The 22,270-nt window shown below is 72.4% G+C and carries 21 protein-coding genes; 13 read left to right on the top strand and 8 right to left on the bottom strand.

The window, feature by feature from the left end; translation table 11 throughout:
* The first annotated feature begins 153 nt into the window (after nucleotides 1–153).
* The 6 genes from ACZ5GP_RS17155 (at nucleotide 154) to mscL (ending at nucleotide 6,000) form a co-directional block, all read left to right on the top strand.
* Nucleotides 154–1,686 carry a potassium/proton antiporter gene (locus ACZ5GP_RS17155; RefSeq protein WP_468751616.1) on the top strand — a complete coding sequence of 511 codons (1,533 nt, stop codon included), beginning with the start codon at nucleotides 154–156 and terminating at the stop codon, nucleotides 1,684–1,686.
* 237 nt (nucleotides 1,687–1,923) lie between these two features.
* A complete protein-coding gene (locus ACZ5GP_RS17150) occupies nucleotides 1,924–3,195 on the top strand; it encodes an MFS transporter (RefSeq protein ID WP_468751615.1) in 1,272 nt (423 codons plus the stop codon).
* Nucleotides 3,196–3,262: 67 nt separating this feature from the next.
* On the top strand, nucleotides 3,263–3,604 hold the full coding sequence (locus ACZ5GP_RS17145) for an FmdB family zinc ribbon protein (RefSeq protein WP_358912179.1): 342 nt from the start codon (nucleotides 3,263–3,265) through the stop codon (nucleotides 3,602–3,604).
* 129 nt (nucleotides 3,605–3,733) lie between these two features.
* Entirely contained in the window at nucleotides 3,734–4,594 is an 861-nt protein-coding gene (locus ACZ5GP_RS17140; RefSeq protein ID WP_468751781.1) for an S-methyl-5'-thioadenosine phosphorylase, read from the top strand.
* Nucleotides 4,595–4,866: 272 nt separating this feature from the next.
* Entirely contained in the window at nucleotides 4,867–5,385 is a 519-nt protein-coding gene (locus ACZ5GP_RS17135) for an RcpC/CpaB family pilus assembly protein (RefSeq protein ID WP_468751614.1), read from the top strand.
* Nucleotides 5,386–5,523: 138 nt separating this feature from the next.
* Nucleotides 5,524–6,000 (top strand): large conductance mechanosensitive channel protein MscL, encoded by a 477-nt coding sequence (gene mscL / locus ACZ5GP_RS17130; protein ID WP_468751613.1) that lies wholly within the window; start codon nucleotides 5,524–5,526, stop codon nucleotides 5,998–6,000.
* Between the two features lie 7 nt (nucleotides 6,001–6,007).
* Here mscL and ACZ5GP_RS17125 read toward each other — a convergent pair whose 3' ends face one another.
* Both ACZ5GP_RS17125 and ACZ5GP_RS17120 read right to left on the bottom strand, forming a co-directional pair.
* Complete coding sequence (locus tag ACZ5GP_RS17125; RefSeq protein ID WP_358583729.1) at nucleotides 6,008–6,208, bottom strand: hypothetical protein; 201 nt, start codon at nucleotides 6,206–6,208, stop codon at nucleotides 6,008–6,010.
* A 58-nt stretch (nucleotides 6,209–6,266) separates the two neighbouring features.
* Nucleotides 6,267–7,214, bottom strand: a complete 948-nt coding sequence (locus ACZ5GP_RS17120) for a pyruvate formate lyase family protein (RefSeq protein ID WP_468751612.1) — start codon at nucleotides 7,212–7,214, stop codon at nucleotides 6,267–6,269.
* A 403-nt stretch (nucleotides 7,215–7,617) separates the two neighbouring features.
* Here ACZ5GP_RS17120 and ACZ5GP_RS17115 point away from each other — a divergent pair, with 403 nt between their 5' ends.
* From ACZ5GP_RS17115 to ACZ5GP_RS17100, 4 genes are all read left to right on the top strand, one after another.
* A complete protein-coding gene (locus ACZ5GP_RS17115) occupies nucleotides 7,618–8,943 on the top strand; it encodes a low temperature requirement protein A (RefSeq protein WP_468751611.1) in 1,326 nt (441 codons plus the stop codon).
* A 13-nt stretch (nucleotides 8,944–8,956) separates the two neighbouring features.
* Nucleotides 8,957–10,090 carry a P1 family peptidase gene (locus ACZ5GP_RS17110; protein ID WP_468751610.1) on the top strand — a complete coding sequence of 378 codons (1,134 nt, stop codon included), beginning with the start codon at nucleotides 8,957–8,959 and terminating at the stop codon, nucleotides 10,088–10,090.
* A gap of 129 nt (nucleotides 10,091–10,219) precedes the next feature.
* Complete coding sequence (locus ACZ5GP_RS17105) at nucleotides 10,220–11,437, top strand: L,D-transpeptidase (protein WP_468751609.1); 1,218 nt, start codon at nucleotides 10,220–10,222, stop codon at nucleotides 11,435–11,437.
* Nucleotides 11,438–11,580: 143 nt separating this feature from the next.
* The gene (locus ACZ5GP_RS17100) at nucleotides 11,581–12,336 is read left to right on the top strand and encodes a DUF6227 family protein (RefSeq protein ID WP_468751608.1); all 756 of its coding nucleotides are present in this window, start codon (nucleotides 11,581–11,583) and stop codon (nucleotides 12,334–12,336) included.
* On the opposite strand, the gene ACZ5GP_RS17095 is transcribed toward ACZ5GP_RS17100, so the two are convergent.
* The 5 genes from ACZ5GP_RS17095 to ACZ5GP_RS17075 all read right to left on the bottom strand — a co-directional run bounded on the left by ACZ5GP_RS17095 (nucleotide 12,333) and on the right by ACZ5GP_RS17075 (nucleotide 18,202).
* The gene (locus tag ACZ5GP_RS17095) at nucleotides 12,333–12,575 is read right to left on the bottom strand and encodes a hypothetical protein (RefSeq protein ID WP_468751607.1); all 243 of its coding nucleotides are present in this window, start codon (nucleotides 12,573–12,575) and stop codon (nucleotides 12,333–12,335) included. The two genes, ACZ5GP_RS17100 and ACZ5GP_RS17095, sit on opposite strands and share 4 nt — an antisense overlap.
* 103 nt (nucleotides 12,576–12,678) lie before the next feature.
* Nucleotides 12,679–14,700 carry a PTS fructose transporter subunit IIABC gene (locus tag ACZ5GP_RS17090; RefSeq protein ID WP_468751606.1) on the bottom strand — a complete coding sequence of 674 codons (2,022 nt, stop codon included), beginning with the start codon at nucleotides 14,698–14,700 and terminating at the stop codon, nucleotides 12,679–12,681.
* Nucleotides 14,701–14,767: 67 nt separating this feature from the next.
* Nucleotides 14,768–15,715, bottom strand: coding sequence for a 1-phosphofructokinase (pfkB, locus tag ACZ5GP_RS17085; RefSeq protein WP_468751605.1), 948 nt, complete (start codon nucleotides 15,713–15,715; stop codon nucleotides 14,768–14,770).
* Nucleotides 15,712–16,473, bottom strand: coding sequence for a DeoR/GlpR family DNA-binding transcription regulator (locus ACZ5GP_RS17080; protein ID WP_468751604.1), 762 nt, complete (start codon nucleotides 16,471–16,473; stop codon nucleotides 15,712–15,714). The genes pfkB and ACZ5GP_RS17080 overlap by 4 nt, the downstream gene beginning before the upstream one ends.
* Nucleotides 16,474–16,678: 205 nt before the next feature.
* Nucleotides 16,679–18,202, bottom strand: coding sequence for an MFS transporter (locus ACZ5GP_RS17075; RefSeq protein ID WP_468751603.1), 1,524 nt, complete (start codon nucleotides 18,200–18,202; stop codon nucleotides 16,679–16,681).
* 118 nt (nucleotides 18,203–18,320) lie between these two features.
* Between ACZ5GP_RS17075 and ACZ5GP_RS17070 the strand changes: the two genes are divergently transcribed.
* On the top strand, nucleotides 18,321–19,328 hold the full coding sequence (locus ACZ5GP_RS17070; protein ID WP_468751602.1) for a helix-turn-helix transcriptional regulator: 1,008 nt from the start codon (nucleotides 18,321–18,323) through the stop codon (nucleotides 19,326–19,328).
* 56 nt (nucleotides 19,329–19,384) lie between these two features.
* Here the strand turns inward: ACZ5GP_RS17070 and ACZ5GP_RS17065 are convergent, their stop codons facing one another.
* Nucleotides 19,385–20,383 (bottom strand): sigma-70 family RNA polymerase sigma factor, encoded by a 999-nt coding sequence (locus ACZ5GP_RS17065; RefSeq protein WP_468751601.1) that lies wholly within the window; start codon nucleotides 20,381–20,383, stop codon nucleotides 19,385–19,387.
* Nucleotides 20,384–20,594: 211 nt separating this feature from the next.
* Here ACZ5GP_RS17065 and ACZ5GP_RS17060 point away from each other — a divergent pair, with 211 nt between their 5' ends.
* Nucleotides 20,595–21,167: a GNAT family N-acetyltransferase gene (locus tag ACZ5GP_RS17060; RefSeq protein WP_468751600.1), complete on the top strand. Its 573-nt coding sequence runs from the start codon at nucleotides 20,595–20,597 to the stop codon at nucleotides 21,165–21,167.
* Nucleotides 21,168–21,215: 48 nt separating this feature from the next.
* The gene (locus ACZ5GP_RS17055; RefSeq protein ID WP_468751599.1) at nucleotides 21,216–22,250 is read left to right on the top strand and encodes a questin oxidase family protein; all 1,035 of its coding nucleotides are present in this window, start codon (nucleotides 21,216–21,218) and stop codon (nucleotides 22,248–22,250) included.
* Nucleotides 22,251–22,270: the final 20 nt, after the last annotated feature.

Genomic DNA, 22,270 nt, shown 5'->3' with positions numbered 1-22,270 from the left:
GGAGCGCTGGAGCAACCATAGGCGCAGGGCGTCGTGACTCCGGACGCGGAGTCAGGAACCGGACCCCAGAAGATCGTATGCGCGTTCGACAGCATCAAGAAGGCGTTAACAATTAGGTAAGGTAACGAAGTACTTGGCTCGCAAGAAGTGCTTGTGCGCGCACGGAGGAAGGAACGGCCCCTGACTGTCCACCACCTCAACCAGCTCCTGCTCGTCTCCTCGCTCGTCCTGCTCGTCGCGGTGGCGGCGGTCCGCGTCTCGTCCCGCAGCGGGCTTCCCAGCCTGCTCCTCTACCTCGGCATCGGCGTCGTCATGGGCCAGGACGGCATCGGCGACGTCCACTTCGACAACGCCGAGCTGACGCAGGTCATCGGCTATGCCGCCTTGGTCGTGATCCTCGCCGAGGGCGGCCTCGGCACGAAGTGGAAAGAGATCAGGCCCGCCCTGCCCGCCGCGGCCGTGCTGTCGACCCTCGGGGTCGCGGTGAGCGTGGGCGTCACGGCGGCCGGCGCGCACTACCTGGTGGGGCTGGACTGGCGGCCCGCGCTGATCATCGGCGCGGTCGTCTCCTCGACGGACGCGGCGGCGGTCTTCTCCGTACTGCGGAAGGTGCCGCTCCCCTCGCGCATCACGGGCGTCCTGGAGGCCGAGTCGGGGTTCAACGACGCCCCCGTGGTGATCCTCGTCGTGGCGTTCTCCACGGCGGGGCCGGTCGATGACTGGTACCTGCTGGTCGGCAAGATCGCCCTGGAACTGGCGATCGGCGCCACGATCGGCATCGCGGTCGGCTGGCTCGGCGCCTACGGCCTGCGGCACGTGGCGCTGCCCGCCTCCGGCCTCTACCCCATCGCCGTCATGGCCATCGCCGTCGCCGCCTACGCCGCGGGCGCCATGGCGCACGGCAGCGGCTTCCTCGCCGTCTACCTCGCCGCGATGGTCCTCGGCAACGCCAGGCTGCCCCACTGGCCCGCCACCCGCGGCTTCGCCGAGGGGCTCGGCTGGCTCGCCCAGATCGGCATGTTCGTCCTGCTCGGCCTGCTGGTCACCCCGCACGAGCTGCTCGACGACACCTGGCAGGCCATCGTCATCGGCCTGGTCCTGACGATGGTCGCGCGCCCCCTGGAGGTCGTGCTGAGCCTCCTGCCGTTCCGCATGCCGTGGCAGGAGAAGGCGCTGCTGTCCTGGGCCGGGCTGCGCGGCGCCGTGCCCATCATCCTGGCCACGATCCCGATGGTGAGCGGCGTCGAGGACAGTCAGCGGATCTTCAACATCGTCTTCGTGCTCGTCGTCGTCTACACCCTCGTCCAGGGCCCCACACTGCCCTGGCTGGCCAAACTGCTGCACATCGGCGGCTCCCCGGAGGCCGCCGACCTCGGCATCGAGTCCGCGCCGCTGGAGCGGCTGCAGGGCCACCTGCTGTCGGTGGGCATCCCCGAGGGCTCACGGATGCACGGCGTCGAGGTGGCCGAGCTGCGCCTGCCCGCCGGATCGGCCGTGACGTTGATCGTGCGGGACGGCGAATCGTTTGTGCCGCTGCCCACGACCGTGCTGCGGCGCGGCGACGAGCTGCTCGTGGTGGCGACGGACCCGGTGCGGGACGCGGCCGAGCGGCGGCTGCGCGCGGTCGGCCACGGCGGAAAGCTCGCCAGTTGGCTGGGAACCGACGGAGAAAAACACCAATCGTAGGTGGCGGGGGTCTCATCGGCTGCGATCACAGGGGCAGATGAGGCCTTTGCCTGTACGATAAAGGGACCTGTAAAGGTCACCTGATCGAACCAACTCTGCCTGACGCAGAGCTGGCGCGACCGTATGGCGGCCGTGGCGCCCTCGCAGTGGGCCCCGGCATCTACCGCAGTTCCGCGCAAGAGGACAGCTCTCGGCGCCCCCGCACGGGCGCTACCAGGCGGCAGAAAGGCACGGGCCGTGGCATCCACGGTCACCGCATCCCGCCCGGGCTACGGACAGCTCCTGCGCACCCCTCGCGCCTGGACGTTCCTGCTCCCCGGCTTCGCGGCACGACAGCCGTTCGCGATGCTGACGATCTCCATCGTCCTGCTGGTCCAGCACACCACCGGCTCGTACGGTGCCGCGGGCGCCGTCTCGGCCGCCACCGGCGTCTCCATGGCGCTGTTCGCCCCCTTCAGCGGCAAGCTCGCCGACCGGTTCGGGCAGCGCGTCGTGCTGGTGCCCGGCGTCCTCGTCCACAGCGCGTCCGTCATCGCCCTGACGGTGCTCGCGCTCTCCGACGCCCCCTTGTGGGCGCTCTTCGTGGCCGCCGTGCCCGCGGGTGCCTCGACGCCGCAGATCGGCCCCATGGTGCGGGCCCGCTGGGGCGTCAAGCTCCAGGACTCCCCGCTGGCGACCACGGCGGCGGCCTTCGAGTCGGTCACCGACGAGCTGACCTTCGTCCTCGGGCCGCTCCTGGCGACCGCCCTGTGCACCGGTGTGGCCCCCTCGGCGGGCCTCCTCACGGAGGCCGGGCTCACGCTGGTCGGCGGTCTGCTGTTCGCCGCGCAGAAGGGCACCCAGCCCAAGCCGTCCTCGCAGGACGAGGGCCACGCGCGCGTGGAGCACGTCTCGGCGCTGCGAGTCCCCGGAGTGCGGGTCCTGATCGTCACGTTCCTCGGGATCGGCGCCGTCTTCGGCGGCATGCAGGTCTCGCTGGCCGCCTTCACGGAGTCCATCGGCGAGCCCGGCCTCAACGGCGTCCTGTACGGCACGTTCGCGGCGGGCAACATGCTCTCCGGGGTCGTCTGCGGCGCCATCGCGTGGAAGGTCTCCCCGCAGCGGCGCCTCCTGGTCGCGTACGCGGCCCTGACGCTGATGGCCTCGGGTCTGTGGGCCGCGCACTCCGCGCTGCTGCTCGCCGGTCTCGGCCTGCTGGTCGGCGTCTGCATCGCGCCGGCGCTGATCACCGGCTACACGCTGGTCGACAAGCTGGTCGCGCCGACCGGCCGCACGGAGGCCTTCACCTGGCTGACCGGCGCCGTCGCGCTCGGGCAGGCGGCGGCCGTCACGGTCGCGGGACAGCTGGAGGACCACTTCTGGGACGGGGCCGGGTTCCTGGTCCCGCTGGGCGGCACCGCACTGGCCCTGGCGGTCCTCGTGACCCTGCGCTCGCGGCTCGCCCCCAAGGACCCGAGCCGTACGGTGGCGCGTGGCGTGGGTCACCGCATGCCGGTCACGGTGGACTGATCCCCCGGAATACGTCACTATGGATCGTCGTTAGCACTCATCGAGTGAGAGTGCCAGGAGGAAGCAAGTGCCGACGTACCAGTACCAGTGCACCGAGTGCGGCGAGGGCCTCGAGGCGGTGCAGAAGTTCACTGATGACGCCCTGACCGTGTGCCCGAGCTGCGACGGACGCCTCAAGAAGGTGTTCTCCGCGGTCGGCATCGTCTTCAAGGGCTCCGGCTTCTACCGCAACGACAGCCGCGGCTCGTCGTCCAGCAGCACGCCGTCGACGACCCCGTCGAAGTCCACGTCCGACACGAAGTCCTCCACGACTTCCGCCGCGGCCTCCTCGACTTCTTCGTCCTCGTCGTCCTCGTCCTCCGGGTCGTCGTCGTCCGGCTCCTCGTCGGCTTCGAGCTCGGCCGCCTAGGGCTTCCAGGCTTCTTCCGCAAGGCCCCGCCGTCCACCGACGACGGGGTCTTCGGCGTGCCCCCGCGAGCCGGGTGACGGGGGCTTCGGCGTGCCCCGCGTGCCGGATACCGTGCGGCCCATGGTGAACATGGCGAACGCGACCCGGGCCGAGATCGGTGTGATAGGCGGCTCCGGTCTCTACTCCTTCCTCGACCACGTGACCGAGATCCAGGTCGACACCCCCTACGGAGCCCCGAGCGACTCCCTCTTCCTCGGCGAGGCCGGGGGGCGGCGGGTCGCCTTCCTCCCCCGCCACGGCCGGGGCCACCACCTGCCGCCGCACCGCATCAACTACCGCGCCAACCTCTGGGCGCTGCGCTCCGTCGGCGTGCGCCGGGTGCTCGCGCCGTGCGCGGTCGGCGGACTGCGCGCCGAGTACGGGCCGGGGACGCTGCTCGTGCCCGATCAGCTCGTGGACCGCACCAAGGCGCGGACGCAGACGTACTTCGACGGGGTGCCGCTGCCGGACGGCACCGTGCCCCGGGTGGTGCACGTGTCGCTCGCCGACCCGTACTGCCCCGTCGGGCGGGCCGCCGCGTTGGAGGCCGCGCGCGGACGCGGCTGGGAGCCGGTGGACGGCGGGACGCTCGTCGTGGTCGAGGGACCGCGCTTCTCGACCCGGGCCGAGTCGCGCTGGCACGCCGCCCAGGGCTGGTCGGTGGTGGGCATGACCGGGCACCCCGAGGCGGCGCTGGCACGGGAACTGGAGCTCTGCTACACGTCGTTGGCGCTGGTCACCGACTTGGACGCGGGTGCGGAGACCGGCGAGGGCGTCTCGCACGAGGAGGTGCTCCAGGTGTTCGCCGCGAATGTGGACCGGCTGCGGGGCGTGCTGTTCGACGCCATCGCGGGGCTGCCGGGGCCGGGAGGCGGTGGCGGGGCCGGGGAGCGGGACTGCTTGTGTGCCGGGGCGCTGGGCGGGATGGACCCGGGGTTCCGGTTGCCGTGAGGGGGCCGGGGGTGGGGTCGGGGCCTCGGCTTGGGCTTGGGCCTCGGCTTGGGCTTGGGCCTCGGCTTGGGCTTGGGCCTCGGCTTGGGTTTGGGCTTGGGCCTCGGCTTGGGCTTGGGGCGGCGGCGTCGGGGTGCGGTGGGCGGAATTGCTCCTTCGGGTGAGCGAGTTTTCCACAACCGGTGGGTAGTCCACGGGCCTCAGCGGGGATCGGCGCAGACCTGCATCGTGGGTGCGGAAGTCCAGTCCTCGCACCGCAGGCGGTGGTTGTCGTGACCCAACTCCCTTCCCGGACCCGGCCGGCCGACGGCTGCCCTGTCCCCCACTTCACGCCCGTACGGGTGCGCCGCGGGCATCCGCGGCTGCGCCGGCTGCTGCGCCACCGGCGGCGGGCCCTGGCCGTGGGGCTCGCGATGACCGCCGCGGCCCTCGCGTCCTCGGGGCCGCCGGGCGAGGACCGGCCGCCTGGCCCGGCGGCGTCCGCCGAGCCCTCGCGGGAGCGCGGGCGAGCCGTGGAGACGGTGAGCGCGCCGGTGCGCATCGCGGACGCGACCACCGCGGGCCTGTTGCGCCCCGGCGACCGGGTCGACGTGATCGCCGCCGAGGGCACACCGGGGGGCGGTTCGAAGCCCCGTGTGGTGGCGGCGGGGGCCCGGGTGTCCGAGGTGCCGGAACAGCCGGAAGGGCCCACCGAGAGCGGGGCGTTGGTGGTGCTCTCGGTGCCGCGCGACACGGCGTCACGGCTCGCCGGGGCAGGCGCGAACGCCCGCTTGGCGGTGACGTTGCGATGATCGGCACTGTGTGCGGTCGTACGGTCACCCGGTCACGTCGCTCGTTCGTGAGAGCGAATTGGACAGGCCGTCCACGCTCTGGCGTAGGTTGCGGAGTTGTTTGTTCCGCAGCCTGCACGTGCAACGAAAGGCCTCGTGGTGAGCGAGAAGAGGGAACCGAGCGTCTGGGAGGGCTTCAAGGCCTTCCTGATGCGCGGCAATGTGGTCGACCTGGCGGTCGCGGTGGTCATCGGCGCCGCGTTCACGAACATCGTGAACTCGCTGGTGAAGGGGGTCATCAACCCACTGGTCGGCGCCTTCGGCACCAAGGACCTCGACCACTACCGCTCGTGCCTGAAGTCTCCCTGCGAGACGAACGCCGCGGGCGAGGTCGTCAAGGGCATCCCCATCATGTGGGGATCCGTGCTGAGCGCGGTCCTCAGTTTCGTGATCACCGCGGCCGTCGTGTACTTCCTGATGGTGCTGCCGATGGCCAAGTACCTCGCGCGGGTCGCGGCCCGGCGGGCCGCGAAGGAGGGCACGAAGGAGGTCATGGAGGTCTCCGAGCTGGAGGTCCTCAAGGAGATCCGCGACGCCTTGCTGGCGCAGCGCGGCTCCGGCCCCCGCAAGGAGTAGCCCGGGCTCAGAGGTGGTGGGGCGGCTTCTCGTCGAGGAAGCGTGCCAGGTCGGCGGCGCTGCCACCGCCCGACTCGGCCCGCTCACCCCACCCTCGGTCCGTATCGTCCGAAGACTGCTGCGACAGCGGATCGTCGAAGATCAGCGCGTTCTTCGGCTTCTTCGGCTCCTCCGGATCGCGCGATTCGGGGGCGGGGGCGGTACTCATGCCTCCAGGGTACGTCGGCATGTCTCCAGGGTACGTCGACCGTGTCCGGCGGTGGCTCTCAGACGGCCTTGAGGCCCTGAGCCGCGAAGATCTCCTTGGCCGCGGCGATCTGCGCCGGTGTCGGCGAAGGGGTGTCGCGCAGGGTGAAGTCCTTGCCGAGCGCGTCCCACTTCGCCGCGCCCAGCTTGTGGAAGGGCAGTACGTCGACGCGCGAGACGTTGCCGAGCGAGGCGGTGAAGCGGGCGACGCCCTCGATGTTCGCCGGGTCGTCGGTCAGGCCCGGGACGAGGACGAAGCGCAGCCAGACGTCCTTGCCGAGTCCGGCCAGGCGGCGGGCGAAGTCGAGGGTGGGCCGCAGGGGGCGGCCCGTGACCTCCTGGTAGGTCCGGGGGTCCCAGGACTTGATGTCGCCGAGTGCGTCCGGGGTGATGGTGTTGGTCAGCGAGATGCCGTCCTCGGCGTCGTCGTAGGGCAGCTTGGCGACCGACATGACCGAGGCGATGTAGCCGTGCTCGTCGCGGCCGTTCATCGGGTTGGCGCCCGGCGCGAAGTGGGTGCCCGCGCGGCGGCCGTCGGGGGTGTTGCCGGTCTTCTCGCCGTAGACGACGTTCGAGGTGATGGTCAGCACGGACTGGGTGTGCACCGCGTTCCGGTAGGTGGGGTGCCGGCGGACCTTCTCCATGAAGTCGTGCACGATGCGCTTGGCGATGTCGTCGGCGCGGTCGTCGCTGTTGCCGTAGGCGGGGTAGTCGCCCTCGATCTCGTAGTCGACGGCGAGGCCCGTCTCGCCACGGATCACCTTGACCTTGGCGTGCTTGATGGCCGAGAGCGAGTCGGCGGCGACGGAGAGGCCGGCGATGCCGCACGCCAAGGCGGCGTCCCCTTCGTACGGGGTGTAGTTCTCGTGCACGAAGTCGCGGACGTCGACGGTGTCCCGCCACAGGCCGCCCTTGAAGCCGTCCCAGGCCTCGCCGTTCACCGTTGCTTCCGCAGGAGTGGCAGTCATGAGCCGCGCCTTCCGTTTCGCTGCTTCGCTCTGTCTCCATTCCACTCCCGCCCGCTCGGCGAGGGGGCCCGCAATGGTCCTGACTCCGGGACCGGAGGTCCCGGTCCGCTTCGGCTTCGGAAGTGGGTGGCCGTCATGACCTGCGGCTTCATGGAGGACTTTGGACCCGCGCCCACTTGTGAAGGCATTCACAAGAAGGCTCCGGATGTCACTGCCCCCGGCCCGGCACCCGGTCCAGCACCCGGCCCGTCACCGGCACCCGGCCTCGCGCCGCGAGACGTCGGCCGGCAGAGTCGCAGAAAACGGGTGAGCAAGCCCAAAGGCGTGAAGCACAGGGGGGCTTCGGACCTCGCGGGTCGCGCGGATCCCGGATCGGCGCGCGGCGTCTGCTGTTGTGGTCCGCATGACGTCATCCCCACACTCCGCCGACTCCCCGCGCTCACCCGACCCCTCGCACCGCTCGCATGCCTCACCCTCCCCCGACCCCGCACGGTCCTCCGACCCCTCCTCGCCCTCCCCCGACCCCGCACAGCCGTCCGAGCCCTCGTACGCCTCCGACTCCTCCCTCCCGGCCAAACCCCTGCGGCCGCTCCTCGCGCGGGGGCGGGAAGAGCGGCACCGGGCAGCGACGCCGCTGGAGCTCTTCTTCGACCTCTGTTTCGTCGTGGCGGTCGCACAGGCCGGTGTGGAGCTGGTGCACGCCGTCGCCGAGGGGCATACGGGCGAGGGCGTCCTCAATTACGCGATGGTCTTCTTCGCGCTGTTCTGGGCCTGGGTCAACTTCTCCTGGTTCTCCTCGGCGTACGACAACGACGACGTGCTGTTCCGTGTGGTCACGCTGATCCAGATCGCCGGCGTCCTGGTCTTCGCGGCCGGGGTCTCCAAGGCCTGCCAGGAGCACGACTTCCTGCTGATCTGGCTCGGCTACCTGATCATGCGGATCGCCCTGTCCTCCCAGTGGCTGCGTGCGGCGAGGGCGGCGACGGGCGCGGAGCGCACCACCGCCCTGCGGTACGCGATCGGCGTGGTGATCTGCCAGATCGGCTGGTCGGGGCTGCTGTTCCTGCCGGAGGACGGCCGGCTGTGGCTGTTCCTCGTGATGGCGGTCGCCGAGATGTGCGTGCCGGTGATCGCGGAGCGGACGTACACCACGGCCTGGCACCCGCACCACATCTCGGAGCGGTACGGCCTTTTCACGATCATCGTGCTGGGCGAGACGATCGCGGCGGCGACGGTCGCGGTGAAGTCGGGCATCGAGGAGAACGACGCGCTGGACGAACTCCTGCCGATCGCCGCGGGTGGCCTGCTCATCGTCTTCGCCGCGTGGTGGATCTACTTCGTCGTGCCGGCCCATGGGCTGCTGCGCGGCAACCGCCAGGCGTTCCTGTGGGGATACGGCCACTACGTGATCCTCGGCTCGGCCGCGGCGATCGGCGCCGGGATCGAGGTGGCGGTCGAACAGGCCGTGGGCGAGGCGCATCTGTCGACGACGGCCGCGTCCGCCGCGGTCACGGTGCCGACGGCCCTGTATCTGATCACCGTATGGGCGCTGCACGCGCGGTACTTCAAGGTGGGCCTCGCGCAGCAGATGGTGCTGCCGGTGAGCGCGCTGGCGACGCTGGCCAGTACGTTCGCCGGGCGCTGGGCGGTGCTCGTGGCGGGGCTCGTGGCGGCAGCGACGGTCGCGACGGGGGTGACGCTCACCTCCCGGACGAGCCGCCGGGCGTGATACGCATCGGCGTATGACCCCTGACTCCGCCCCTGACTCCCTGAGCACGGTGACCGCGGGCACGGTGATCGCCGGCGCGGGTGGCTCCCTGACCGACGTCGCGGGTCTGCGCGTCGGACACGCCACCCTGACCGGCGACGGACGGCTGACCGGCACCACCGTGGTGCTGGCGCCCGAGGGGGGCGCCGTCGCCGCCGTGGACGTGCGCGGCGGCGGGCCCGGCACCCGCGAGACGGACGCCCTCGACCCGCGCAACCTCGTGCGGAGCGTGCAGGCCCTCGTCCTCACCGGCGGCAGCGCGTACGGCCTGGACTCCGCGGGCGGGGTGATGGCGTGGCTGGAGGAGCACGGGCGCGGGGTGCGCGTCGGCGCCGATCCCGCCCACGTCGTGCCCGTCGTGCCGGCCGCCTGCGTGTTCGACCTGGGCCGGGGCGGTGACTTCCGGGCCCGGCCGGACGCGGCGACCGGCCGGGCGGCGGTGGAGGCGGCGGCGCGCACCGAGCCGTTCACCCCCGTCGTGGAGGGCAACGTCGGCGCGGGGACCGGGGCCGTGGTCGGCAGGGTCAAGGGCGGTGTCGGCAGCGCGAGTGTCCGCCTCGGCTCGGGTGTCACCGTCGCGGCGCTGGCCGTGGCGAACGCGGCGGGGTCGGGGGTCGATCCGGGCACGGGCGTGCTGTACGGGCGGTACTTCGAGGGGCGGCGGGTCGAGTACCCCGCGCCGGAGGTCCACGAGGAGGCCCTGCGGCGCCTGGCCGAGGCCGCCGCCGAGCACGGGCCGCCGCCCCTCAACACCACCCTCGCCGTCGTCGCCACCGACGCGGACCTGACCAAGGCTCAGGCGCAGAAGCTCGCGGGCACGTCGCACGACGGGATGGCGCGCGCCGTGCGGCCCGTCCACCTCCTCAACGACGGCGACACGGTCTTCGCGCTCGCCACCGGGGAGCGCCCGCTGGACGCCGGGAACCCGTTCGCGCTCAACGAGATCCTCGCCGCGGGCGCCGATCTCGTGACGGCGTCGATCGTGCGGGCGTTGCTGGCGGCGGAGTCGGTGCGGACGCCGGGCGGCACGTTCCCGGCGTACCTCGACCTCTATCCGGGGCCTCGCTTCCCGGCCGCCGGGCGGGGCAAAGGGGCACCTGTGGGTTAAATGCCCGCCGCGATCGCCGAATTGGGCGCCAATAAATGTGCCCGCGCTCACACTTGGCGGAGGGAACTACTCCGCACGTCGGGGCGCTCTTTACTCGTACTGGATCAGAACCCGTACTTGGAGCAGCTCGTGACAAGGTCAGTCATAGTCAACCCCCGGCGCCGTGCCCTGCTGGCCGCCACCGCGCTCGCCGCCGTGGGCGCGCTGACCCTCACCGCCTGTGGCGGGGACGCGGGTGCCAAGGACGACAAGAAGGGCGCGAACGAGTCGGCCAAGGGCGCCGACATCACCATCTCGTCCAAGGACGGCGCCACCGACGCCTCGATCAACGCCACGAGCGTCAAGGTCAAGGGCGGCAAGCTGACGAGCGTGAAGATGACGTCGGTGACGTCCGGCGCCGCGGTGGAGGGGACCATCTCCGGCGACGGCGCCTCCTGGAAGCCCAAGGGCCAGCTGGAGCGCGGCACCAAGTACAAGGTGACCGCCAACGCCAAGGACCCCAAGGGCAACGCGGCGACGGAGAACGCGACGTTCACCACCGTCTCCACGGCCAACAGCTTCATCGGCAGCTACACCCCGGACGGCGGTGCCACCGTCGGCGTCGGCATGCCGGTCTCCTTCAACTTCGACAAGGCGATCACGCAGAAGAAGGACGTCCAGTCGCACATCACGGTGACGTCCAGCAGCGGCCAGAAGGTCGTCGGCCACTGGTTCGGCGACCAGCGCCTGGACTTCCGGCCCGAGGAGTACTGGAAGGCCGGCTCCAAGGTCACGATGAAGATCGACCTGGACGGCGTGAAGGGCGGGAACGGCATCACGGGCGTGCAGCACAAGACGGTGACCTTCACCGTCGGCCGCGCGCAGGTCTCCACCGTCGACGTGCAGGCCAAGAAGATGACGGTCGAGCGGGACGGCAAGGTCATCAAGACGGTCCCGATCTCCGCGGGCAGCCCGTCGAACCCGACGTACAACGGCAAGATGGTGATCTCCGAGAAGTTCACCCAGACCCGTATGAACGGCGACACGGTGGGCTTCGGCGGTGAGTACGACATCAAGGACGTGCCGCACGCCATGCGCCTGTCCACGTCGGGCACCTTCATCCACGGCAACTACTGGGGCTCGCCCTCGGTCTTCGGCAGCGCCAACACCAGCCACGGCTGCGTCGGCCTCCAGGACGCGCGCGGCGCGGGCGACCCGAACACCATGGGTGCCTGGTTCTTCGACAACTCCCTGATCGGTGACGTCGTGACCGTCAAGGGCTCGCCCGACAAGACGATCGCCCCGGACAACGGCCTCAACGGCTGGAACATGTCGTGGAGCGAGTGGACGGCGGGCAGCGCGAGCTGACGCCGCAGGCCCGGACCAACTGCGCGAGCCACGTGGGAACTTGCCACGTGGCTCGCGCGTTTTCCCGTTCCCGGGCATGATGTCCGACCCAGGGGCTACGGTATGCACTCACCAGGTGACATGCAGCAACGCCGGGAGATGCCTTGAGCGTTCCGTACGACACGGCGTACGAGCCACCCGAGTCGCCCGACCCACACTCTCCGGAGGAGCATCTCGAGCGACTCCTCGGCCGTGCCCTCAACTCCTTCGACCTGCCGGACGAGGTGCTGGCCCGCCTCGACTCGGCCCTCGCCCACGACAGCGCCCTGCACTCCGCGCACCACAGCGCCGGCCTGCACCGCGAGACGTACAGACACACCTGGCTGCTCGCCGACGCGTCCGTGCTCACCCTCTGGGAACTGGTGCACAACACCTCGCCGGGCAGCGCCCCGACGTACGAGCTGTACGCCGACGAGGAGGAGGCGGGCGTCGCCACCTCGCGGCTGCCGCTGCCGCCCGATCCGCCCGACCGCGGCCGGCCCGTGCCGCTCCCGCTGCCCGCCGACCCCGCGCCGCGCCACACGTACGCGTCGGACGACTCCGCGGACCACGCGCGCAGGCTGCTGCGCCGCGCGGAGAACGCGGACCGCCCCGGTGAGGACGTCACGCGGTTGCTGCGCTCGGCGTTCGCGCACCAGATAACGCAGGCGTTCGGCCGCCCCGGCCCCACGAGCGGGGCGTGCCCTGGCTTCGCGCTCTACGAGCACGCGTTCCTGCTCTTCGACGGCGGCGAGGTCAGCCTGTGGGAGGTCGAGCACACGCTGACCCCCGACGGCCGCCACATGTGCGAGGTGTACGCGACCCAGGAGGCGGCCCGCGCCGCGATGGAGCGCAGAGCCGGGAACGCGGCGGCGGGTTAGGGACGCCGCTCGCCGAATCGGCGTACGAGACCGGCGAAGGCGGCCCGTTCGGCCGAGGTGAGTTCCACGCTCTCCGCGTGCGGCGGGCCCTGCTGGCCGGGCAGGACGCCCAGGCCGTGGGCCTGGCGCCCCACCCCGGCCTCGGGGCGCTCCCGGCGCATCACCCGCACCAGGCCGACGGCCCAGACCGCGGTGGCCACGGCGAGCGCGGCCACGCCCAGCTGCTGAACGATCGACACATCCCGGAACATGCGGCCCAGTAGACAACAAGGGAGGGGACTTCCGACAGGGGGGTTATGGGGCTTAGATCCCGAAGTGACGCACGTCGCACCTCCCCCTGGGTCAGGCGGCCGTCGGCACCCGCTCCGTGGCGGCCGTCTCGGCCGCCGTCCGCGCATCGGCCGTGGCGTCCACGGGCGTCGTCTTGCGGGCGCTCTTCAAGAGGACGACCACGAGCGTGGACACGCCGACACCGGCGGCGATCGCGACGAGGTAGAGCAGCGGCTCGCCGATCAGCGGGACCACGAAGACACCGCCGTGCGGGGCGCGCAGTGTGCAGCCGAACGCCATCGACAGGGCGCCGGTGACCGCGCCGCCCGCCATCGACGCGGGGATCACCCGCAGCGGGTCGGCGGCCGCGAACGGAATCGCGCCCTCGGTGATGAAGGAGGCGCCGAGGAACCAGGCCGCCTTGCCGTTCTCCCGCTCGGCCTCGGTGAACAGGCGGCCGCGCACGGTCGTGGCGAGGGCCATGGCCAGCGGCGGGACCATGCCGGCCGCCATCGTCGCGGCCATGACCTTGAGGCCGCCGTCGGTCGGGTGGGTGAGGCCGCCGATCGCGAAGGCGTAGGCGACCTTGTTCAGCGGGCCGCCGAGGTCGAAGCACATCATCAGGCCGAGGATGACGCCGAGGATGACGGCGTTGGCGCCGGACAGGCCCTCCAGCCAGTCGGTCAGCGCGCTCTGGAGCGAGGCGATGGGCTTGCCGACGACGAGGAACATCAGGAAGCCGACCACCGCCGAGGAGATCAGCGGGATCACCACCACCGGCATGATGCCGCGCAGCACGGCCGGGACGCGGACCCGCTGGATGCCGAGGACGACGGCGCCCGCGATCAGGCCGGCGGCGAGCCCGCCGAGGAAGCCCGCGTTGATGGTGACGGCGACCGATCCGCCGACGAAGCCGGGGACCAGGCCGGGCCTGTCGGCCATCCCGTACGCGATGTAGCCCGCGAGGACCGGGACCAGGAAGGCGAAGGCGAGTCCGCCGATCTGGAACAGCAGCGCGGCCCAGCTGGTGTGGTCAGTCCAGATGAAGTGCTCGGCGACGGACGGCGCCTTGTCGATCTTCCAGCCGCCGATGGCGAAGCCGAGGGCGATGAGCAGACCGCCGGCCGCGACGAAGGGGACCATGTAACTGACGCCGGACATCAGCCACTTGCGGAGCTTGGTGGCGTAGCCGTCGTCGCTGTCGCCCGTACTCTCGACCGGGGACGCCTTGTCCGGCGCCGGAGTCGTCTCGCCGCGGGCCGCCTTCCGGCGGACTTCCGCGAGGAGTTCGGCGGGGCGGTTGACGGCGGCCTTGACGCCCACGTCGACGGTGGGCTTGCCCGCGAAGCGGGCCTTGTCCCGCACGGGGACGTCGTGGGCGAACAGGACGCCGTCCGCCGCGGCGACGACCGCCGGGTCGAGGCGGGTGAAGCCGGCCGAGCCCTGCGTCTCCACGCTGATCTCGACGCCCGCCTCGCGGGCCGCGCCCTCCAGTGCCTGGGCCGCCATGTACGTGTGGGCGATGCCCGTGGGACAGGACGTGACCGCCACGACGCGGAACGGCTCCGCCGGGGGCACGTCGTCCCGCGGCCGCGGCTCGGCGGCCTCTTGGTCCACGTCGGGCGCGGAGGGCTGCCCACCGGCCGGCCGGGTGCCCCGGATCAGGTCCGTGGCCGTCCCGGCGTCCGTCGCGGCCCGCAGCGCGGCTGTGAACTCGGCGTCCATCAGCTGCCGGGCCAGCGACGACAGGATCGTCAGATGGGCGTCGTCCGCGCCCGCCGGGGCGGCGATCAGGAAGATCAGGTCCGCCGGTCCGTCCGGCGCCCCGAAGTCGATGCCGCGGGCCGAGCGGCCGAACGCCAGGGTGGGCTCGGTGACATGCGTGCTGCGGCAGTGCGGGATGCCGATGCCGCCGTCCAGGCCGGTCGGCATCTGCGCCTCGCGGGCCGCGACGTCGGCGAGGAAGCCGTCCAGGTCCCTCACGCGCCCGAGGGCCGCCATGCGCTCGGCCAGGGAGCGCGCCGCGGCCTCCTTGGTTTCCGCGGACCGGTCGAGATCCAGGTCGACCAGGTCCGCAGTGATCATCTCGGTCATCGCGGGCTCCTTCGCACGCGTATCGCCCGGCGGGCGGGGGCTGTCGGGGGGACGGGGGCGGGGCGGTTCACGCGGCGGGCTCCGTCAGGACGCGGTCCAGCGGGACCTCGGCCGTCACGGTGACCGCGTCCGGCCGCAGGTCGCGGGGCGCCGGCATCACGCTGCCCGGCAGTTGGACCGCGGCGGCGCCGTGCGCCACGGCGGAGGCGAGGGCCTTTGGCCCGAGGCCGCCCGCGATCAGGAAGCCCGCCAGGGAGGAGTCACCGGCGCCGACGTTGCTGCGTACGGCCGCGACCGGGGCGTTCGCGAAGTGCGCGCCCGCGTCGTCGACCAGCAGCTGGCCGTCCGCGCCGAGGCTGGCGAGGACGGCGCGCGCGCCCAGCTCCCGCAGTTCCTCGGCCGCCTTGAGGGCGTCGCCGACCGTGGCGAGGGGGCGGCCGACGGCGGCGGCCAGTTCCTCGGCGTTGGGCTTGACGACGTCCGGGCGCCCGGCGAGCGCCGCGAGCAGGGCGGGGCCCGAGGTGTCCAGGGCGATCCGGGCGCCCGCGGCGTGGGCGCGGGCCACCAGCTCGGCGTACCAGGAGGGGGCGAGGCCGCGCGGGAGGCTGCCGCAGCAGGCGATCCAGTCGGCGCCGGCGGACTTCTCGCCGACGGCGGCGAGCAGGGACCGCGCCTCGGCCCCGGACAGTTCGGGGCCGGGTGCGTTGATCTTCGTGAGGGTGCCGTCCGGTTCGGCGACGGCGATGTTGGAACGCGTCTGTCCGGCCACCGGCACCGGGGCGGCCTCGATGCCCTGCTCGTCGAGGAGGGCCGCGACCAGCGCGCCGGGGGCGCCGCCGAGGGGCAGCACGGCGATGGTGCGTACGCCGGCGGCCGCCACGGCACGCGAGACGTTGACGCCCTTGCCGCCCGGGTCCATGCGGTCGCCGGTGGCGCGGACGACCTCGCCGCGGTCGAGTGCGGGGACCTCGTAGGTGCGGTCCAGGGAGGGGTTCGGGGTGACGGTGAGGATCATGCGCGTACCACTTCCGTGCCCGCGCGCTCGATGGCGGCGGCGTCTTCGGGGGCGAGACCGGTGTCCGTGATCAGCACGTCGACGTCGGTGAGGTCGCCGAAGCGGGCGAAGTGCTCCTGACCGTGCTTGGCGGAGTCGGCGAGCAGGACGACCCGGCGGGCGGCGGCGACGGCGGCGCGCTTCACGGCGGCCTCGGCGAGGTCGGGGGTGGTGAGGCCGGCCTGGGCGGAGAAGCCGTTGGCGGCGAGGAAGAGCACGTCGGCGCGGATCTCCCCGTACGCGCGCAGGGCCCACGCGTCGACGGCCGCCCGCGTGCGCCGCCGGACCCGGCCGCCGATGAGGTGCAGCTGGATGCCGGGATGGTCGGCGAGGCGGGCGGCGGTCGGCAGGCTGTGCGTGACGACGGTGAGCGTCGACTCCAGCGGGAGGGCCGCGGCGAGCCGGGCGACGGTCGAACCGGCGTCCAGGACGGCGCTGCCCTCGGCCGGCAGCTCGGCGAGGGCGGCGCGGGCGATGCGGTCCTTCTCGTCGGCGGCGGTGCTCTCGCGCTCGGCGAGGTCCGGTTCGAAGTCGAGGCGCCCGGCCGGGATGGCCCCGCCGTGCACGCGACGCACGAGTCCGGCGCGGTCCAGGGCCTTCAGGTCGCGGCGGATGGTCTCCGCGGTGACCGCGAACTCCTCGGCCAGCGACAGGACGTCCACCCGCCCGCCGTCGCGTGCGAGCCGCAGGATCTCCTGCTGCCGCTCCGGTGCGTACATGTCCGTTTGCCTCCGCCGCATGCCCGAACTTGTGGTTTCCCCGGCAGAGTACGGTCGGACGAGGGGAAAGTAAACATGTTCGGGCAGGAAGTGGGCACAGGTGGGCTCAGGGGGAGGCCGGGAAACGCGTGGACCCCCGCGCCCCTGAGGGGCACGGGGGTCGCACGGCGCAGGGTCCGCCCCGGGAGAGGGCCGCACCTCGGTGTCAGTGGCTCAGCGCGGCCTCGCGCTCGGACGGCTCGGGCTCCGGCGCGACGGGGGCGTCGCCCTCCACGTGCTGCTTGGGCTTCGCCGGGAGCGCGAACATGAGCAGGAAGATGACCACGAGCACGCCCGCCGCCCACCACAGCGCGTTCTGGAAGCCGGCCTCGAACTCCGCGGGGAGCCGGTACGGCGCGACCTCCTCGTCGATCACGCCGAAGAAGACGACCGACACCAGGCCGAGGCCGAGCGCGGTGCCCATCTGCTGCACGGTGTTGATGAGCCCGGAGGCCGAACCCGCGTGCTCGCGCGGCACGTCGGACAGGACCGCGTCCGTCAGCGGCGCCACGATGAGCCCCATGCCGACACCCATCACGACCAGGGGCAGCGCCATCTGCCAGGGCGCGATGCCGGTGCCGTACCGGTCCACCTCCCAGATGTAGACGAGCAGGCCCGCGGCCATGGTCAGGGCGCCCGCCTGGAGCACCTTGCGGCCGAAGCGGGGCACCAGCTTCTGCACCGACATGCCGGCCGCCGCCGAGACGGCGATCGAGAACGGCACGCCCGTCAGACCCGAGCGCAGCGGGGTCCAGCCGAGCCCGAGCTGCATGTACAGGGTCCAGACGAGGAAGAAGATGCCCATCACGACGCCGAAGACGGTCTGCACGGCGATGCCGGCGGCGAAGCTCTTCACCTTGAACAGCGACAGCTCCACGAGCGGCGAGCCGTCCTTGGCGGTCTTCCACCGCTCGTACGCGACCAGCGCGCCGAAGACGACGAGGGAGCCGGCCATCATGACGTACCCCCACGTCGGCCAGCCCAGCTCGCGGCCGCGGGTGAGGGGGTAGATCAGCATCAGCATGCCGAGGGTGACCAGGACGACGCCGACGAGGTCGAGCTTGAGGGCCCTCGGGGCCTTGGACTCGGTGATGAACTTCCGGCCGAGGACGACGCCCGCGATACCGACCGGCAGGTTGATGAGGAAGATCGGCCGCCACTCCAGGCCGAAGAGGTTCCACTCCGTGAGCAGCGCGCCGAGCAGCGGTCCGGAGACCGCGCCGAGGCCGACGATCATGCCGAAGAGCCCGAAGACCTTCCCGCGCTCGTGCGCGGGGAACGTCGCGTGCACGATGGACAGCACCTGCGGCACCATCAGCGAGGCCATAGCGCCCTGGAGGATGCGGGAGGCGACCAGCATCTCCGGGTTGGCGGCGAGCCCGCACAGCGCGGAGGCCACGGTGAAGCCGGTGATGCCTATCAGGAAGAGCCGCTTGCGGCCGTGGATGTCGCCGAGCCGTCCGCCCGTGATGAGTCCGGCGGCGAACGCGAGCGCGTAACCGGCGGTGATCCACTGGATCTGGCTGTAGGTGGCGCCCTGGTCCCGCTGGATCGACGGGATCGCGATGTTGACGATGGTGACGTCCACGAGGTCCATGAAGGCGGCGGTCATCACGATGGCCAGGGCGAGCCACCGGCGCCGGTCCGCCGCCGGCCGGGCTTCGGGCAGGGTGCTGGGGGAAGAACTCATGCCGGAAGGCTAGAAGGCATGTAGGTCATAACAGTTCCTATATCCACGGCATGCTGGATGCCATGACGACGACCGAAGGTCCGACGAGGACCGCGCCGCTGCCCCGAGTGGCCGGCGCGTGACGGGGGCGACGGGCGCCCAGACGCCCATCCGGCTGCTGCAACTGCTTTCGCTGCTCCAGACGCCCCGCGAGTGGCCCGGCAGCGAGCTCTCCGAGCGGCTCGGGGTGAGCCGGCGCACGGTGCGGCGCGACGTGGACCGGCTGCGGGACCTCGGCTATCCGGTGCAGGCGACCCAGGGCGCCCTCGGCGGGTACCGGTTGGTCGCGGGCAAGGCCATGCCGCCGCTGGTCCTCGACGACGAGGAGGCGGTGGCCATCGCGGTGGGGCTGCGGGCCGGGGCGGGGCACGCGGTGGAGGGCGTGGAGGAGGCGTCCGTGCGGGCGCTCGCCAAGCTGGAGCAGGTCCTGCCGGCGCGGCTGCGCCACCGGGTGTCGGCGCTGCAGATCGCGACGATGCCGCTGACCGGCGGGGACGGGGCGAGCATCGCGCCGGAGACGCTGACGGTGATGGCGTCGGCCACGGCCGGCCACGAGCGCCTGCGGTTCGCCTACCGCGCGGGGGACGGCACCGAGTCGCGGCGCCTGACGGAGCCCTACCGCCTGGTCTCGACCGGGCGGCGCTGGTATCTCGTGGCGTACGACATCGACCGGGAGGACTGGCGCACCTTCCGGGTCGACCGGATCGCGGAGCCGTTCCCCACGGGGGCGCGGTTCGTGCCCAGGGAGCTGCCGAAGGGGGATGCCGCGGAGTTCATCCGCCAGTCGGTGTGGCGGGGGCAGGAGGCGTACGAGATCGACGTGACGTTCGCCGCGCCCGCGGAGTTCGTGGCGGCCAGGCTGCCGTCGACGCTCGGTGCGGTCGAGCCGCTGGACGCGGGCCACTGCCGACTGCGCGGCAGGGCGACGGACTCCGTCGAGTGGCTCGCGGTGCGCCTGGCGGTGACCGACTGCGACTTCACGGCCCACGGGCCGCCGGAGCTGATCGACTGCCTCCGGGAGATGGGCAGCCGGCTGACCCGGGCGGCCACCCCGGATCCCGACGGGGGCCCGGCCCGCCCTGCCTAGCCGGTCGCGCACCTCGGCCCACGGAGTCGGGGCCACGCGGGCTCCGCGCCGGCCCGCTAGGCGACCGCGTCGAAGCCCGTGTCCCGCGCCAGCTTCTTCAGTTCCAGCAGGGCGTGCTTCTCGATCTGGCGGATCCGCTCGCGGGTGAGCCCGTGCTCCTTGCCGACCTCCGTCAGCGTCCGCTCGCGGCCGTCGTCGATGCCGTACCGCATCTTGATGATGGAGGCCGTGCGCTGGTCGAGGCGGCCGATCAGGCCGTCCAGCTCCTCGCTGCGCAGCAGTGACAGGACGGACTGCTCGGGCGAGACGGCGGAGGTGTCCTCCAGGAGGTCGCCGAACTGGGTGTCGCCCTGGTCGTCCACGCCCATGTTCAGCGAAACCGGGTCGCGGGCCCAGTCCAGGACGTCGATGACGCGCTCGGGCGTCGAGGACAGCTCGGCGGCGATCTCCGCGGGCTCCGGATCGCGGCCGTGCTCGCGGTTGAACTCGCGCTGCACGCGGCGGATGCGGCCCAGCTCCTCCACCAGGTGGACGGGGAGGCGGATGGTGCGCGACTGGTCGGCTATCGAGCGTGTGATGGCCTGGCGGATCCACCACGTGGCGTACGTGGAGAACTTGAAACCCTTGGCGTAGTCGAACTTCTCGACGGCGCGCACCAGGCCCGCGTTCCCCTCCTGGATCAGGTCGAGGAGGGGCAGGCCGCTGCGCGGATAGCGGCGGGCGACCGCGACCACCAGGCGCAGGTTCGACCGGATGAAGACGTCCTTGGCCCGCTCGCCGTCGGCGACGAGGGCTGCCAGCTCCTCGCGGCCCGCGGTGACCTTGCTGTCCTCGACCTCGCCGTCCAGGATCTTGCGGGCGTACACACCCGCTTCGATGATCTGGGACAGCTCCACTTCCTTGGCGGCGTCGAGCAGTGGCGTACGCGCGATCTCGTCGAGGTACATGCCGACCAGGTCGCGGTCGGCGATCTCCCCGCCTACGGCGCGAACACTGCGTGCCGCGTCGGTCTCGCCGGAGGCGGACTTGCGACGGGCGACGGCACGGGTTGCCATGCGTGCTCCCTTGCGTGTGGTGTCCTGGTCGGCCCTTTTGCCGGGGCCTGCTGTGTGTCGGCCCCGCTGGGGCCTGTGTGGTGGATGGCACACCCTCGAGTGCCCTGCATCCGATGGAAACAACGACTGGAATCCGGACAGAATTCCCATGCGGCGCTTCTTTTTTCCTGACGGTGCAGTACCCTGTCGCGCCACACGGGGAGGGCAGTCGATGACAGAACGTGCGCGGGCGCAGGTCAGGCCGGGGGTCGAGAGCGATCTCGAAGCCCTCACCGACCTCTACAACCACTACGTACGTGAGACGGCCATCACCTTCGACACCGTCGCCTTCCTGCCGGAACAGCGCCGCCCTTGGCTGCTCTCCCACCCCAAAGACGGCCCTCACCGTCTTCTGGTTGCCCAGGAAACGCGTTCCGACGCACGCCCCGGCCGACTGCTCGGCTACGCGACCAGCGGCCCGTTGCGCCCGAAGCCCGCCTACGCCACCTCCGTGGAGGTCAGCGTCTACTGCGCGCCGCACGCCGCGGGCCGCGGCATCGGCACCCTCCTCTACACGGCGCTCTTCGCGGCCCTGGAGCGCGAGGACCTGCACCGCGCCTATGCCGGGATCGCCCTGCCGAACCCGGCCTCGGTCCGCCTGCACGAGTGCTTCGGCTTCCGGCACGTGGGCACGTACGAGGAAGTGGGCAGGAAGTTCGGGCGGTACTGGGACGTCGCCTGGTACGAGCGTCCCCTCGGCCCTCCTCGGCCGCCGGACCTAGGGCCGGGACAGGACCAGGTCTAGGTCCCCGGGCCGTTACGGGCCGCCCGGTCGGGGGCCTACCGTCCCCGCATGAGCGACAGCACTCCCGGCACGACCGACCCCACAGGAATCCTCGACGAGGCCTTCGAACGGCTGCACGGCTTCGGGCCCGAGCGGCTGGGGCGGCTCACCAACCACGCGCCGATGGCCGTCGAGGCGCTCGCCGCGCGCGGGCAGGCGGGGGCGGTCCACCGCTGGCTCGATCGCTACGCCCCGAAGCTGGAGGACCTGCCCGCCCCCGTCGCGCCGATCACCGACGCGGACCGGCACACCGCCCTCGGCGATCCGCGCCGGGCGGCCGACTGGATCGCCCACTTCCGCCGGGAGATCGCCGCGCGGCCCTGGCGTGACGTGCTCGCCGAGTGGTGGCCCGTGCTGCTGCCAGGGATGTACGGGGGCTCGACGCACCCCGTGATCCGGGTGGGCCACGCCGTGCGGGCCCTGGCGGGGGGCGAGACCGCGCCCCGCCTGGCCGAACTCGCGCACGGCCTCGGCTACTGGGCCGCCCGGCACCGCCCGGTGACCGGCGTGGCCCCGCTGCCGGGCGCCGTGAGCGCCGCCGAGGCCCTGGAGGCGGTGCCCCCCGTCGCGGACCGGGCGGCGGGCGGCTTCCCCGACCGGCTCGCCCGGGTGCGCGGGCTGCCGGTGTGGGCCGCCTCGGTGGCCGACCCCGAGGAGGCGCGGCGGGCGCTGGCCGAGCTGGTGCGGGCGGCCACGCACCGGTACGCCACGCACGGCCACGGCGACGAGGTGATGCTCGTCCACGCGGCGACGGCCCCCAACGCCGTGCTGCGCGCCCTGCCCGCGCTCCCTCGCGCGCTGTGGGTGCCGAGTCTGCGCGCCGCCTGGACGGCGTCGGCGGCGGTCACCGCCATGTACGCGCCGGACGCGCCGGTCGCGTACGAGCCGCGGGGCTCCCGCGCCGCGGCGGAGGTGGTCGAGCTGGCGCTGGCACACGGCGACGAGCACGTCATCAAGTTCACGGACACGGCGCTCGACGTCGGCGACGAGCGGGCGCTGGCCTCGGCGCTGCGGGCGGTCGAGCTGGGTGAGCCGCTCGGGTAGCCCGGCGGCTGTCCTGTCGT

The organism is Streptomyces sp. NPDC031466 (genome assembly GCF_055581265.1).
This window is presented reverse-complemented; position numbering and strand designations above follow the sequence as displayed.

Excerpts from the sequence above, each read along its gene's own strand:
- ACZ5GP_RS17140 (WP_468751781.1), top strand. The coding sequence starts at position 3,734 with ATGGCGAACGCGACCCGGGCCGAGATCGGTGTGATAGGCGGCTCCGGT.
- ACZ5GP_RS17125 (WP_358583729.1), bottom strand. The coding sequence starts at position 6,208 with ATGAGTACCGCCCCCGCCCCCGAATCGCGCGATCCGGAGGAGCCGAAG.
- ACZ5GP_RS17120 (WP_468751612.1), bottom strand. The coding sequence starts at position 7,214 with ATGACTGCCACTCCTGCGGAAGCAACGGTGAACGGCGAGGCCTGGGAC.
- ACZ5GP_RS17115 (WP_468751611.1), top strand. The coding sequence starts at position 7,618 with ATGACGTCATCCCCACACTCCGCCGACTCCCCGCGCTCACCCGACCCC.
- ACZ5GP_RS17110 (WP_468751610.1), top strand. The coding sequence starts at position 8,957 with ATGACCCCTGACTCCGCCCCTGACTCCCTGAGCACGGTGACCGCGGGC.
- ACZ5GP_RS17090 (WP_468751606.1), bottom strand. The coding sequence starts at position 14,700 with ATGACCGAGATGATCACTGCGGACCTGGTCGACCTGGATCTCGACCGG.
- pfkB (WP_468751605.1), bottom strand. The coding sequence starts at position 15,715 with ATGATCCTCACCGTCACCCCGAACCCCTCCCTGGACCGCACCTACGAG.
- ACZ5GP_RS17080 (WP_468751604.1), bottom strand. The coding sequence starts at position 16,473 with ATGTACGCACCGGAGCGGCAGCAGGAGATCCTGCGGCTCGCACGCGAC.
- ACZ5GP_RS17075 (WP_468751603.1), bottom strand. The coding sequence starts at position 18,202 with ATGAGTTCTTCCCCCAGCACCCTGCCCGAAGCCCGGCCGGCGGCGGAC.
- ACZ5GP_RS17065 (WP_468751601.1), bottom strand. The coding sequence starts at position 20,383 with ATGGCAACCCGTGCCGTCGCCCGTCGCAAGTCCGCCTCCGGCGAGACC.
- ACZ5GP_RS17060 (WP_468751600.1), top strand. The coding sequence starts at position 20,595 with ATGACAGAACGTGCGCGGGCGCAGGTCAGGCCGGGGGTCGAGAGCGAT.
- ACZ5GP_RS17055 (WP_468751599.1), top strand. The coding sequence starts at position 21,216 with ATGAGCGACAGCACTCCCGGCACGACCGACCCCACAGGAATCCTCGAC.